We start from the raw sequence: 14,337 nt of genomic DNA on the forward strand, positions 1-14,337 counted from the left end.
CACATTTTAGTTTTTAACTTAAAAAGTTGTTATTTAATATCAGTATTTTCTTAAACATTAAATAGGCTCAAAAAATAATTCAAAATAAATTTCATTTCAGCATTCCTAATTTTATACTATTTTTAATACTTTTTAAGTTCTATACATTTAAATTGCATTAAAATTAAAACTGTTTATGGATAAGATAAGAATACTTTGGGTCGATGATGAGATCGATCTTTTAAAGCCACATATATTATTTCTCGAAAAAAAGAATTATGAAGTTACAACAAGCAACAATGGCCTTGATGCTATTGCTTTGTTTGAAGAAGAAAACTTTGACATTGTTTTTCTTGACGAAAATATGCCGGGAATGAGCGGTTTAGAAACACTTTCTGAAATGAAAGAAAAAAAATCAGCCATCCCGATGATTATGATTACCAAGAGCGAGGAAGAATATATAATGGAAGAAGCAATTGGTTCTAAAATCGCAGACTATTTGATAAAACCAGTAAATCCAAATCAAATTTTACTGAGTTTAAAAAAGAATCTGGATGATTCAAGACTGATTACAGAAAAAACAACATTAGATTACCAAAAAGAATTCCGCAAAATCTCGATGGAATTAGCTATGGTTAATTCGTATGAAGACTGGGTTGAACTGTACAAAAAACTGCTTTTCTGGGAATTGAAACTAGAAGATATTAACGATCAGGCGATGATTGAAATTCTTGAATCTCAAAAAGTTGAAGCAAATTCACAATTCGGGAAATATATTGAAAGAAATTACGAAGACTGGTTTGCTCCAAAAGCAGATAAACCAATTCAATCTCATAATTTATTTAAAGAATTAGTTGTTCCCGAAATTAAAAAGAAAGACAAACCAATCTTGTTTGTTGTAATTGATAATCTTCGTTACGATCAATGGAAATCTTTTGAAACTGTAATTTCTAACTATTACAAATTAGAAAAAGAAGTTCCGTATTTCTCTATTCTTCCAACTGCAACACAATATGCCAGAAATGCAATTTTCTCTGGTTTAATGCCTTTGGATATGGAAAAACAATTTCCGCAATACTGGAAAAATGACGTTGAAGACGGAGGAAAAAACCTTTATGAAGCTGAATTTCTTTCGGCACAAATAAAACGTTTAGGTTTAAATATTAAGGAAGATTATTTTAAAATCACCAATTATGCAGGCGGAAAAAAACTGGCAGAAAATTTCAAAGCCTTAAAAGGCAATGATTTAGTGACTGTTGTTTATAATTTCGTTGATATGCTTTCGCATGCAAAAACTGAAATGGAAGTTGTAAAAGAATTAGCTTCTGATGACAAAGCATATCGCTCACTGACTTTAAGCTGGTTTAAAAATTCTCCATTATTAGAAATTATTCAGCAGGCACAGCTTTTAGGATTCAAATTAATCTTAACAACAGATCACGGAACAATTAATGTAAAAAATCCGTCGAAAGTTGTGGGAGATAAAAATACAAGTCTAAATTTGCGTTACAAAACCGGACGCAGTTTAACATACGAACAAAAGGATGTTTATGTGGTTAAAGAACCAAAAACAATTGGTTTACCGGCTATAAATATGAGCAGTTCGTTTATTTTTGCCAAAAATGATTTTTTTCTGGCTTATGTAAACAACTACAATCATTATGTAAGTTATTATAAAAACACATATCAGCACGGCGGGATTTCGTTAGAAGAAATGATTATTCCGTTTTTGGTATTTAACCCTAAATAAAAAAGTTTTCAGTCGCAGTTTTCAGTCTCAGTCTGAGAAGTGAAAACTGTGACTGAGACTAAAATAAATAAACATAAAAATGAATATCGTTTTTTCATTAGATCAAATTCAAGAAGCTGCAGAGCAGATTATTGCTTCAAAACCTAAAAAAATCATACTTTTTAATGGTGAAATGGGGGTTGGAAAAACAACTTTAATTAAACAGTTATGCAAAAGTTTAGGTGTAGAAGATGCAACAAGCAGTCCCACTTTTTCTTTGGTAAATGAGTATTACACTTCTAATAATCAAATCGTTTATCATTTTGATTTTTACAGATTAAACAAAGAAACCGAAGCTCTTGATATGGGCGTTGATGATTATTTATACTCAGGAAACTGGTGTTTTATTGAGTGGTCTGAAAAAATTGCTAATCTCCTTCCGGAAGAAACTTCGACTATAACAATTGAATTATTGGCAGATGGAAAAAGAGAATTGAAGTTAAATTGATCGTATGACCTCAGATAAAAATCATAATTGTATTGATACTAATAAATTAATCAGGGATACTAAAATTAATATTGAAAAATATGGTCTTCAAGTTATCCTAATTGAAGCAACTGATTACTTACCTTCATTTGCTTACAGCATAGGGCTTTGGAAAGAATACAATCATCCTGAAATTATCTGCTTTGGATTATCAACTTCTCTTTTACATACCATTATAAATGATGTTGCCGAAATAATCAAAAAGAATGAAACAATTGTTGAAGGAAAAAACTATACAAATATTTTTAAAAACAGTAGAGCTGAATTTTTAAAAGTTCATCCCAATAATATTTTAGACTATTTTGGAACTGCAATTAATTTCTATGAAAGGGAGGATATTCCGGCATTGCAATTAGTTTGGACAGACAGAAGTAATAAATTCCCTTGGGAAGAAAATTTCGAAGAAGAATTTCTTTACAGACAACCACTATTAGACAGAAATAGTGATTTCAAATTTAGAGAACCCAAAAATCTCACAACTTTTACAACGAGACAATGGCTTCAAGAAGGAAAAACAATTGTAAAGGTTATTCACGATAATGATGGTGATTGGCAGTTTTTGACAGATGATGAAATATCAACTGAAAATATTATAATTGTTGCTTTGGAACAATTAATATTAAAAGACAAAACGCTAAATGAATTATTTGATCTCGAATATGGAGAAGAAGCCCAGAGAAAATTAATTGGCGATGAATGGGTCCGTAATAATTCAGAGTATAATGATGACGAATAAGAGATAAATCTATTTTTGTCTGACCATAAAATGTATAGCAACCGCAAAAAAAATGGCGCAAAAAATAACTTAACATTCGACATTAGTATTAGCACAATTTTTACACTAATTTTAAAACTTTTTACGTAATTTGTACCCTTAATTTTTTGCATTATCCATGTCAATTACCTTAACTCCATTTACAAAACAACAATTGATTCCGCAAGAAGAAAAACTTGAGGTTGGTCGTTTTAAAAGAGAACTTTTTATAGGAATCCCTAAGGAAACAAGTTATCAGGAACGTCGTATTTGTTTGACACCGGATGCCGTAAATTCCCTTACTTATGAAGGGCATCGTGTTATGATTGAATCTGGTGCCGGAGAAAGTTCGAGTTACACAGATAAGGAATATTCAGATGCTGGTGCAGAAATTACAAAAGACACTAAAAGAGTTTTTGGATGTCCGTTTTTATTAAAAGTAGAACCGCCTACATTAGCTGAAATTGAAATGATTAATCCTGAAACGGTAATTATTTCAGCAATTCAGTTAAAAACAAAAAAAAGAGAATACTTTGAAGCTTTGGCACAAAAAAAGATTACTGCCCTTGCCTTCGAATATATAAAAGATGAAGATGGTTCTTATCCAGCTGTAAAATCTTTAAGCGAAATTGCAGGAACGGCTTCTATTCTTATCGCTGCCGAATTAATGATTACAAATGAATTTGGAAAAGGACTTTTATTCGGGAACATTACCGGAGTACCGCCTACCGAAGTTGTAATTCTTGGAGCTGGAACAGTTGGAGAATTCGCTGCAAAAACTGCAATTGGATTGGGTGCAAACGTAAAAGTTTTTGATAATTCGATTACAAAATTACGCCGTTTACAAAACAATTTAAGCCAAAGAATTTTTACTTCTACCATTCAGCAAAAAGCATTATTAAAAGCTTTAAGACGTTGTGATGTAGCAATTGGCGCTATGCGGGGAAAAGAACGCTGTCCAATTGTTGTTAGTGAAACTATGGTAGAACACATGAAAAAAGGTGCTGTAATAGTTGACGTAAGCATCGATACAGGTGGCTGCTTTGAAAGTTCTGAAGTAACAACGCATGAAAAACCAACTTTTATTAAAAACAATGTTTTGCACTATTGTGTACCAAATATACCTTCTCGTTATTCTAAAACTGCCTCATTATCAATTAGTAACATCTTAACACCTTATCTTCATCAGATAGCCGAAGATGGTGGTATCGAAAGTGCTATAAGATGCAATAAAGGCTTAAAAAACGGAATTTATTTATATCATGGAATTCTAACAAATAAAGCTATTGGCGACTGGTTCGACCTGCCAGACAACGATATTAATTTACTTGTATTTTAAAGGAACTTTAATGTACCTTTGCAAAAATTTTATTTCATGAAGTTCGTACACCGTTTTGCCTATTATTTGATTGGATTAGTTATGGGATGCTTTTTTGTAGCCCTTGTATTTAGTGGTAAAGACACTCGCTGCAACTATTTTCCAAATGCCCGAGTTTTAAATAATCTAAGAACTAAACCTTTTCAATATTCAGATAAAGCAATTCAGACTTTAAACGAAAAATGGATTGATACCGCTGACATTAAAAGTACTTTAACGTACGGAGATGTTGACTTTGACCAAAGCAATGTTCCTTTTAAGAAGGGAAAACTTTATATAATTGAAGGAAAAACAGCTAAGAATCAAGAAATTATATTAAAAGTAGTAAACTACGAAAAGAAAGCTGTTTTAGAAGAAATCATTAAAAAATAATCTCTATTCATTTTTGACTCATGAACAAAACCAATAGAATTTTCTTCCATGATAATCCATATCCGTTAGGACATACTTTAGAAGAATTTGTTTGGAGTGCAAGAGTCGACCCGGAAAGAGGATTATTATTTGATTTTCATTTAAGGACAGATTCATATTATGCCGAAGATGATTGTGATGATGAAGAAGAGGCAGAATCTGACTGGAAATCTAAAACTGTTTGGGAAAATTACCATAATTGTATATTATCGTCAACTGAATGGCATTCTGGCGGAATCGTAATGGGAACTCCCGAAAATAAATTTGATTTTTCTAAATTCAATCACGAAACCCTTACTGCTAATAAATTACCGTTAGGAGATAATTTTGATTTTCAGGATTTAGCTTTTTACATCTATTTATTAGGACACGACAGCTGCTGTGATCATGAAATAGTTCTAAACAGAAACGCTGATAATACTTTTGAAATTTCCTGGACAGGAAAAATTGCCCGAACGTATTATGGAGATTATGAATTCAAACAAAGCTTTGAAGCCAATATCAGCAAAGTAAAATTTGACGGAATATATTTTTGTTACGGTCTTAGTGAAGAAGAAAATTGGAAAATCCTCCAAAACTGCACAGTAGACCCAAGTATTTTTAGAGTATCAGGTGAAAAATTTGAGGTCCTTAATTATTAGAATAAAAAAGAACCTCTAATCATTTACCATTCAATTTGTTTTAATCCTTTTGATTTCAAGAAATCATTTGTCTGGCTGAAATGTTTGTTTCCAAACCAAAAACCTCTGTTTGCACTTAAAGGCGAAGGATGTCCGGATTTTAAAATATGATGTTTTGATGAATCAATCAAAGCAGCTTTCTTTTGAGCAAATCCACCCCATAGAAGAAAAACAACATTTTCTTTTTCGGCAGAAATTTGTTTAATAACAGCATCTGTAAATTTTTCCCAGCCTTTTCCCTGGTGACTTCCTGCTTCAGACTGCCTAACCGTTAAAGTTGCATTTAAAAGAAATACACCCTGATCTGCCCAGCGCTCAAGATTACCGGTTGACGGCATTGGTTTACCCAAATCAGTTTCGATTTCTTTAAAAATATTATGCAAAGAAGGAGGAAAAGGAATTCCGTCATTTACAGAAAAACATAAACCATTTGCCTGATTTGGTCCGTGATAAGGATCCTGCCCAATGATAACCACTTTTACTTCATCAAAATGACAATGATCAAAAGCAGAAAAAATCTGATTTCCCTTTGGATAACAAACCTTAGTGGTATATTCTGATTTTACAAAAGAAATTAATTCGCTGAAATATGGTTTTTGAAATTCTTCATTTAGAATTGGTTTCCAAGAAGAATGCATTTTTACGTCCATAACATTTTTTTTAGCGAATATCAGAAATTATAAGTTAAAATCATATTTACACATAACAAAATTTAGACACGAACTAGTAGAATTCAATCATTATGTTTTTGTACTTTTGCGTGTACTTTCTTAAAGAAATTAAATGATTAGTATTACCGAAAAAACATTACAAGACTTACAATTTCCAACCGTACTTGAAACCATTTCAGATGGATGCAATACCGATATTGGAAAAGAAAAAGCTTTACAAATAAAACCATTTAGAAATAAAGAAGAATTAATACAGTCGCTGATGCAGACTTCAGAATATGTTTCTTCTTTTCAAAATAATAACGCAATTCCAAATCACGGATTTGATGCCATAACTCATGAAATTAAATTTCTGGCTATTCAAGACAGCTTTCTTGAAGTAGGAAGTTTTAGAAAAATTGCAAATCTTGGTGCAACAACAAATGTCTTATTAAATTTCCTGAAAAAGTTTGATGATTATTATCCAAACTTAAATGTAAGAGCTTCAAGAGTAGAATTGACCAAAGACATCATAACAGCAATTGATGCCATTGTAGATAAATACGGAGAAATAAAAGACAACGCCTCTCCTGCTCTAGCCGGAATTCGTCAGAACATGAATTTAGTTCGTGGCAAAGTAAATCAAAGTTTTGGTTTAGCGCTGACTCAATACAACGGCTTAGGATATCTGGATGATATAAAGGAAAGCTTTGTACAAAATCGTAGAGTTCTAGCAGTTTTAGCAATGTATCGCCGTAAAGTAAAAGGTTCTATTTTAGGAAGTTCGAAAACCGGAAGTATTGCTTATATAGAACCAGAAGCTACTTTAAAGTATTCTAGAGAATTAGCCAATTTAGAATACGAAGAAAAAGAAGAGATTACGCGAATATTAAAAAATTTATCAAACGTAATTCGTCCTTATCTTCCTTTGTTAATCGAATATCAGGAGTTTTTAAGTGATATTGATGTAGTTGCTGGAAAAGCAAAATATGCTAATCGCATTAACGGAATTCTTCCAGCAATAACAGAAGAAAGGCGATTATTTTTTAGAGAAGCGTATCATCCAATTTTGTATCTAAATAATAAACAGAAAAAAGAAGTTACGCATCCGCAGACCATAGAGTTAAAACAAGAAAACAGAATTATTGTAATTTCTGGTCCAAATGCTGGAGGAAAAACTATTTCGTTAAAAACGGTCGGTTTATTGCAATTAATGCTGCAATCTGGAATTTTGATTCCGGTTCACGAACGCAGCGAGACTTTCTTATTTGACAGAATCCTGACTGACATTGGGGACAACCAATCTATTGAAAATCACTTAAGTACTTATAGTTACCGATTAAAAAACATGAATTACTTTTTAAAGAAATGTAATAACAAAACCATGTTTTTAATTGACGAATTTGGTACAGGTTCTGATCCCGAACTTGGTGGAGCTTTAGCTGAAATTTTCTTAGAAGAATTTTATCATCGAGAGGCATTCGGAATTATTACAACACATTATTCTAATTTAAAAATTCTAGCAAACGAATTACCATACGCAACAAATGCGAATATGATGTTCGATGAAAAATCACTTGAGCCAATGTACAAACTGGCTTTGGGTCAGGCTGGAAGTTCGTTTACTTTTGAAGTAGCTCAGAAAAATGGAATTCCGTTTGGATTGATCAATCGTGCGAAAAAGAAAATCGAAGTTGGAAAAGTTCGTTTTGACAAGACCATTGCAACACTTCAAAAAGAGCGTTCAAAACTGGAAAAAACTTCTTTAAATTTAAAAGAAGAAGAAACCAGAGCTCGTGAAGAAAGTAAAAAGATGGAAAACATCAATACTAAAATTCAGCAGAAACTGGAAAGCTATCAAGAATTATACGACAGTAACCAGAAGATTATATATATAGGACAAAAAATTGATGATATAGCTGAAAAATATTTCAACAACAAAAACAAAAAAGAGCTTATTGGTGAATTTTTGAAAATTGTTGAGATCGAAAACTCTAAACGTAAAAAAGCAACTCCGAAAGAAGCTAAAGCAAAAGTTGAAAAACAAAAAGAAATTATTGCCGAAGTACAAGTAAAAGTTGAAGAAATTCGAAAAGAGAAAAAAGAGAAGAAATTAAAGCCGGTTATTGAAAAACCAAAACCAATTTTAAAAGTTGGTGATCGAGTAAGAATGCTTGATGGAAGATCTGTTGGTAGTATTGATATAATTGAAAAAAATAAAGCAACAGTAAATTATGGCCTATTTACCTCAAAAGTAAGTTTGGACGAATTGGAATTAGTAGAAGCTGTTAAAAAATAAGTTTTCTGGCTCAGTCGCAGTTTTTCAGACTTAAAAAATGCTCTAAAAAAACACAAAATTAAAATAAAGCGATTTAAGGAGTTATTTTTTATTTTACACAAAAGAAGATTCCTTTTTCTTAAAAACTGTTTTAAAACAATTTATAAAAACCATTTTCAATTAATTAAAATTATCAATTAAATAAAATCAATAACAAATATTTATAAATAATAAAAAACTTACAAAAAATATTTTCGTTAGTTTTGTCATTGCGAGGAACGAAGCAACCACACTAAGTATAATCGTTCTCCAAATTCACAAAATTTAAAAGAGAATATGAAACCTGGATTTGTATACATTATAACAAACAAATATCAAACAGTAGTATATGTTGGAGTAACATCAAATCTCCCCAAAAGAATCTTAGAACATAAAAACAAAAAATATCCTAAATCATTTTCTGCAAAATATAATCTCAACATTCTGGTGTACTACGAACAATTTCAATGGATTGAAGATGCAATTTCAAGAGAAAAACAAATAAAGGCAGGATCTAGAGAAGCAAAAAATAATTTAATACGTTCTATAAATCCAAAATGGGAAGATCTATTTGATGAAATAGAAAATATAATGACTATGTAACAATAAAATTGTAATGGAAAAACATCGTGAGATTGCTTCGTTCCTCGCAATGACTGCAAAAAATAAAAAAATAGTTCTTTTTGACGGAGTTTGTAACCTCTGCAGTTCTGCGGTTCAATATATCATCAAACACGACAAAAAAGATATTTTTAGATTTGTAGCACTGCAATCAGAATTGGGAATTTCTATTTGCAAACATTTAGGAATCAGTTTTTCTAAAATGGATAGTATTATTTTGTATGATCCTGGAACAGCATATTTTTATAAATCTTCTGCGGTTATTGAAATAGCCAGAAATTTTGGCGGACTTTGGAAGATTGTTCCAATTTTTCGAATTGTTCCAATTTTCATTAGTGACAGAATTTATAATTATGTTGCAAAAAACAGATACAATTGGTACGGTAAAAAAGAAAGCTGTATGATTCCAACTCCAGAATTGAAATCTAAGTTTCTTTAAGAAATTCCAAATTCTAATAGCGAAACTGTAAACTTACGCAATGTTGTCATTTCGACGAAGGAGAAATCTTCGCAAGTAACTCCGTTCCAATAAGCCAATCTTTGTAGAGCTACTCGTGGAGATTTCCCCTTCGTCAAAATGACAAACAAAACGTGAAAACCTCACAAAGAAAAATCCCAAACTCCGATAAATTTGGAATTTGGGATTTTTTTTATTTGAAATTTATTAGAAAATTTATCTAATCAATTTTCTGTATTTCAAACGTTTTGGAGTTAAATCACCGCCAAGACGTTTCTTTTTGTTTTCTTCATAATCAGTAAAACTTCCTTCGAAGAAATAAACTTCAGAATCTCCTTCAAAAGCTAGAATGTGTGTACAAATTCTATCTAAGAACCATCTGTCGTGAGAAATAATTACAGCACAACCCGCAAAATTCTCTAAACCTTCTTCAAGTGCACGAAGTGTATTTACGTCAAGGTCATTTGTAGGCTCATCCAGTAAAAGTACGTTTCCTTCTTCTTTCAATGTCATTGCTAAGTGTAAACGGTTACGTTCTCCACCAGAAAGCATTGACACTTTTTTGTTTTGTTCTCCACCTCCAAAGTTGAAACGAGATAAGTAAGCTCTTGAGTTTACTTGTTTCCCTCCCATCATAATCAATTCCTGACCATCTGCAAAGTTTTCCCAAATAGATTTATTAGGATCAATGTTTGAGTGAGACTGATCTACGTAAGCAATTTTTACAGTATCACCAACAGAAAATTCTCCACTGTCTGTTGCTTGTTCTCCCATAATCATTTTGAAAATAGTAGATTTACCAGCACCGTTTGGTCCAATAATTCCAACAATACCAGCTTGCGGCAGAGTAAAGTTCAAATTATCATATAATAATTTATCGCCAAAAGCTTTGGCAACATTTTTAGCTTCAATAACATTTGTTCCTAAACGCGGACCATTCGGAATATAGATTTCTAGTTTTTCATCTAGTTGTTTTTGATCCTCATTCAATAATTTGTCGTAGTTCTGTAAACGCGCTTTTTGTTTTGTCTGACGACCTTTAGCTCCTTGACGAACCCATTCCAACTCACGCTCTAAAGTTTTTCTACGTTTAGAAGCTACTTTTTCTTCCTGAGCTAAACGATTTGATTTTTGATCTAACCAAGAAGAATAGTTTCCTTTCCACGGAATACCTTCACCTCTATCTAATTCAAGAATCCAGCCTGCAACATTATCAAGGAAATAACGGTCGTGCGTTACAGCAATTACAGTTCCAGAATATTGTGCCAAGTGCTGCTCTAACCAAAGTACAGATTCAGCATCAAGGTGGTTGGTAGGCTCATCTAAAAGCAATACATCTGGCTGCTGTAATAACAAACGACATAAAGCAACACGACGACGCTCTCCTCCTGAAAGGTTTTTAATTGGCGTATCTCCTTCTGGAGTACGCAGTGCATCCATTGCGATTTCTAATTTTGTATCAATTTCCCAAGCACCAAGCGCATCAATTTTATCTTGCAATGCCGCTTGACGGTCCATCAATTTATCCATTTTATCCTGATCTTCGTAATATTCCGGAAGACCGAATAAATCATTAATTTGGTTGTATTCTTCTAAAACTGCCATAGTTTCTGCAGCACCTTCACGAACAATTTCGATAACTGTTTTAGAATCGTCAAGAATTGGTTCCTGCTCTAAATAACCAACAGTATATCCTGGCTGAAAAACAACATCTCCTTGATAGTTTTTATCTACACCTGCAATAATTTTTAAAAGAGAAGATTTTCCAGAACCGTTAAGACCTAAAATACCAATTTTAGCTCCGTAAAAGAAACTCAAATAAATATTTTTAAGTACTGGTTTGTCTGCTCCCTGATAGGTTTTACTCAATTTCTGCATTGAGAAAATTACTTTCTTATCGTCTGACATTTTTTATTTTAAATTTTAATTATTTATTTTTTTATCTATTGAAAATGCAATTGTAATTGCTAAATATTTTAAACTCTTCCTTTCAAAGCATTAAAAACCCAAGCATTGGCAAAAAACCCAACACCTGCCGCCGCAAATCCCCAGCCTGATACATCTCTGTATCTAAAAGCTCCAAGACCTATAAGCAGTAATCCCATGAGCACCATTATTAAAGTAGCCCATCCTAAAACGGTATTTTTATTCATCCCCATAATTATGTCATTATTATTTTAAAGCATTTTTTTTAGAAAGGCAAATATCGTGAATTTTAACGGCTTAATTAAATATTTTATAAAGCATTTCTTTTAGTAAATCTGATTGAGGTAAAGCATTAGCACCTACACCTTTACTTTTAACATCAATATCTCTTAAAGCTCCAACAATCTGACTCACTTTACGCATTGGATAATTCTTTACAGCTAAATCATATTCTTTTAGAAAAAACGGATTTACACCAAGAACTGAAGCTACATTTTTTGGATTTTTATCTTTTAATCCGTGGTATTTTAAAAGCTGTACAAAAAAACCAAAAACAAGTCCGGTTGTCATTACAAGCGGATACTCTTTTGGATTATGAGCAAAGTTTTCAGCAATTTTATATGCTTTCAGCTGATTGCGTTCACCAATTGCTTTTCGAAGTTCAAATACATTATAGTCTTTACTAAAACCTATATTTTCTTCAATATGCTGGGGCGTAATCATAGTTCCTTGAGGGAGAATAATTTGCAGTTTTTCAAGTTCGTTGTTTATTTTACTCAAATCAGTTCCTAAAAACTCCACAAGCATTGCATTGGCTTTTGGGTCTATTGTATATTTTTTTCCAGCTAAAACTCGTTTGATCCAATCTCCTACCTGATTTTCATATAATTTTTTACTTTCGTAAACTATCCCGTTTTGAGCCAAAAGTTTAGTGACTTTTTTTCTCTTGTCTAAAGTTTTGTATTTATAACAAAAAACCAAAACAGTAGATTCCATCGGGTTATTTACATAGGCTTCAATTTTATCAATTGTTCTGGACAATTCTTGTGCTTCTTTTACAATAACAACCTGACGATCAGCCATCATAGGATAGCGCTTGGCCGTTGAAACTATATCTTCAACACTAACATCCCTTCCATATAAAACAGTTTGATTGAAACCTTTTTCTTCTTCAGCCAAAACATTTTGTTCGATATATTCAGACAACTTATCTATATAATAAGGTTCTTCACCCATTAAAAAATAGATAGGTTTTATATTACCTGCCTTAATATCGTTAACAATTTTAATTACTTCGTCCATTCAATCTTTTTGTTTCAAGTTTAAAGTTTCAGGTTCTGCTTCAAAACTTGAAACTTTAAACTTGAAACCTCAAACTATTTTTTATTTTTGCTTTATGTTAAAACTAAATTTCCCAACTTATACTTTCCGATTCAAAAATAGCGAAAATAAAGTGTCTATTTTTGATGAAATCAGGAAAAAATTTATAATTCTCACCCCAGAAGAATGGGTTCGCCAGCATGTAGTTCATTATTTAATTAATGAAAAAAAATATCCAAAATCCCTCATTAACGTAGAGAAGGTTTTAACAGTCAACGGATTAAGAAAAAGATATGATGTAGTGGTTTTTAATCCGGATGGTTCTATACATATATTAGTAGAGTGTAAAGCTCCAGAGGTTAAAATATCTCAGGCAACTTTTGATCAAATTGCCCGTTATAATATGACAATGAAGGCACGGTTTTTGAATGTCACAAACGGACTGAATCATTTTTACTGTCAAATGGATTTTGAAAACGAAAAATATCAGTTTTTGCAGAGTCTGCCCGATTATACTATTATTAAATAAATTAAAGAATACTTTTGGATAAAATAGCAGTTGTCATTTTAAATTGGAACGGAGTAAAATTGTTAGAACAATTTTTACCGTCTGTTCTGCAATATTCAGAAGAAGCTACGATTTATGTTGCCGATAATGCATCAACAGATGCTTCTGTAAATTTTGTTAAAGAAAATTATCCGTCGGTAAAAATCATTCAAAACACTGGAAATTACGGTTTTGCAAAAGGATATAATGATGCGCTTCAAAATGTAGAAGCAGAAATTTATGCCTTAGTAAATTCTGACATAGAAGTTACTGAGAACTGGCTGAAACCAATTATCGAAACTTTTGATAAAGAAAAACAAACCGCCATTATCCAGCCAAAAATTCTTGATTTTAAAAACAAGGAATATTTTGAATATGCCGGAGCAGCCGGAGGTTTTATTGATAAATATGGTTTTCCATTTTGCAGGGGAAGAATCTTTGAAACATTAGAAAAAGACAACGGACAGTATAATGACGATTGTGAATTATTCTGGGCATCCGGGGCTTGTTTCTTTATTAGAAAAGAAGTTTACCATGAATTAAAAGGTTTTGATGAAACTTTCTTTGCACATCAGGAAGAGATTGATTTATGCTGGCGTGCAGCAAATGAAGGACACATTATAAAGTACAATTCAAAGTCGGTGGTTTACCATGTCGGCGGTGCTACATTGCAGCAAGGGAATCCCAAAAAGACGTATTTAAATTTTAGAAATTCGTTGTTAATGCTTGTCAAAAACCTACCAAAAAAAGGATTATTTTTTGTGATTTTTTTCAGAATGGTTTTAGATGGAATTGCTGGTATCCGTTTTCTTACACAAGGAAAATTTAGTCATACAATTGCAATTTTAAAAGCACATTTTTCATTTTATTGTATATCTTTAAAATATCTAAGAGAACGAAAAGATTTTCAAATACAGCAATACTATACTGTAAAAAGTATCGTTTTCCTGTATTATATTAAGAAAATAAGGGTTTTTAAAGAAATCTTTAACACTAATCAAAATATTAAAAACTAAATTTG

Annotated in this window: 15 protein-coding genes; 11 read left to right on the forward strand and 4 right to left on the reverse strand. The window is 31.9% G+C overall.

The genetic code is table 11. The annotated features are described in order from the left end of the window. Positions 1-175: 175 nt before the first annotated feature. The 6 genes from porX to FJOH_RS15105 all read left to right on the forward strand — a co-directional run bounded on the left by porX (position 176) and on the right by FJOH_RS15105 (position 5,439). Positions 176-1,729, forward strand: coding sequence for a T9SS response regulator signal transducer PorX (gene porX, locus FJOH_RS15080; RefSeq protein WP_012024965.1), 1,554 nt, complete (start codon positions 176-178; stop codon positions 1,727-1,729). Positions 1,730-1,808: 79 nt separating this feature from the next. Further along, a complete protein-coding gene (gene tsaE / locus FJOH_RS15085; RefSeq protein WP_012024966.1) occupies positions 1,809-2,216 on the forward strand; it encodes a tRNA (adenosine(37)-N6)-threonylcarbamoyltransferase complex ATPase subunit type 1 TsaE in 408 nt (135 codons plus the stop codon). A 4-nt stretch (positions 2,217-2,220) separates the two neighbouring features. Further along, positions 2,221-2,991, forward strand: coding sequence for a DUF4262 domain-containing protein (locus FJOH_RS15090; RefSeq protein ID WP_012024967.1), 771 nt, complete (start codon positions 2,221-2,223; stop codon positions 2,989-2,991). 157 nt (positions 2,992-3,148) lie between these two features. Then, entirely contained in the window at positions 3,149-4,348 is a 1,200-nt protein-coding gene (locus tag FJOH_RS15095) for an alanine dehydrogenase (RefSeq protein ID WP_012024968.1), read from the forward strand. A gap of 36 nt (positions 4,349-4,384) precedes the next feature. After that, on the forward strand, positions 4,385-4,759 hold the full coding sequence (locus FJOH_RS15100; protein WP_012024969.1) for a DUF4258 domain-containing protein: 375 nt from the start codon (positions 4,385-4,387) through the stop codon (positions 4,757-4,759). A gap of 20 nt (positions 4,760-4,779) precedes the next feature. After that, a complete protein-coding gene (locus FJOH_RS15105) occupies positions 4,780-5,439 on the forward strand; it encodes a hypothetical protein (protein ID WP_012024970.1) in 660 nt (219 codons plus the stop codon). Between the two features lie 23 nt (positions 5,440-5,462). Here the strand turns inward: FJOH_RS15105 and FJOH_RS15110 are convergent, their stop codons facing one another. Then, positions 5,463-6,128, reverse strand: a complete 666-nt coding sequence (locus FJOH_RS15110) for a uracil-DNA glycosylase (RefSeq protein WP_012024971.1) — start codon at positions 6,126-6,128, stop codon at positions 5,463-5,465. A gap of 133 nt (positions 6,129-6,261) precedes the next feature. Between FJOH_RS15110 and FJOH_RS15115 the strand changes: the two genes are divergently transcribed. The 3 genes from FJOH_RS15115 (at position 6,262) to FJOH_RS15125 (ending at position 9,505) form a co-directional block, all read left to right on the forward strand. Next, positions 6,262-8,427 carry an endonuclease MutS2 gene (locus FJOH_RS15115; RefSeq protein ID WP_012024972.1) on the forward strand — a complete coding sequence of 722 codons (2,166 nt, stop codon included), beginning with the start codon at positions 6,262-6,264 and terminating at the stop codon, positions 8,425-8,427. A gap of 315 nt (positions 8,428-8,742) precedes the next feature. After that, positions 8,743-9,048, forward strand: coding sequence for a GIY-YIG nuclease family protein (locus FJOH_RS15120; RefSeq protein WP_012024973.1), 306 nt, complete (start codon positions 8,743-8,745; stop codon positions 9,046-9,048). A 13-nt stretch (positions 9,049-9,061) separates the two neighbouring features. Beyond that, a complete protein-coding gene (locus FJOH_RS15125) occupies positions 9,062-9,505 on the forward strand; it encodes a thiol-disulfide oxidoreductase DCC family protein (protein WP_012024974.1) in 444 nt (147 codons plus the stop codon). Positions 9,506-9,739: 234 nt separating this feature from the next. Here FJOH_RS15125 and ettA read toward each other — a convergent pair whose 3' ends face one another. The 3 genes from ettA to holA form a co-directional block, all read right to left on the reverse strand. Continuing rightward, on the reverse strand, positions 9,740-11,431 hold the full coding sequence (ettA, locus tag FJOH_RS15130) for an energy-dependent translational throttle protein EttA (RefSeq protein ID WP_012024975.1): 1,692 nt from the start codon (positions 11,429-11,431) through the stop codon (positions 9,740-9,742). A gap of 68 nt (positions 11,432-11,499) precedes the next feature. Beyond that, positions 11,500-11,682, reverse strand: a complete 183-nt coding sequence (locus FJOH_RS26565; protein WP_012024976.1) for a CAL67264 family membrane protein — start codon at positions 11,680-11,682, stop codon at positions 11,500-11,502. Positions 11,683-11,746: 64 nt separating this feature from the next. After that, complete coding sequence (holA, locus tag FJOH_RS15135; protein ID WP_012024977.1) at positions 11,747-12,751, reverse strand: DNA polymerase III subunit delta; 1,005 nt, start codon at positions 12,749-12,751, stop codon at positions 11,747-11,749. 94 nt (positions 12,752-12,845) lie between these two features. On the opposite strand from holA, the gene FJOH_RS15140 reads away from it, so the two are divergent. Beyond that, positions 12,846-13,298, forward strand: coding sequence for a type I restriction enzyme HsdR N-terminal domain-containing protein (locus tag FJOH_RS15140; RefSeq protein WP_012024978.1), 453 nt, complete (start codon positions 12,846-12,848; stop codon positions 13,296-13,298). Positions 13,299-13,312: 14 nt separating this feature from the next. Next, the gene (locus tag FJOH_RS15145) at positions 13,313-14,332 is read left to right on the forward strand and encodes a glycosyltransferase family 2 protein (protein ID WP_012024979.1); all 1,020 of its coding nucleotides are present in this window, start codon (positions 13,313-13,315) and stop codon (positions 14,330-14,332) included. Positions 14,333-14,337: the final 5 nt, after the last annotated feature.

It is taken from the genome of Flavobacterium johnsoniae UW101 (assembly GCF_000016645.1).
GTDB classification, from domain to species: Bacteria; Bacteroidota; Bacteroidia; order Flavobacteriales; family Flavobacteriaceae; genus Flavobacterium; species Flavobacterium johnsoniae.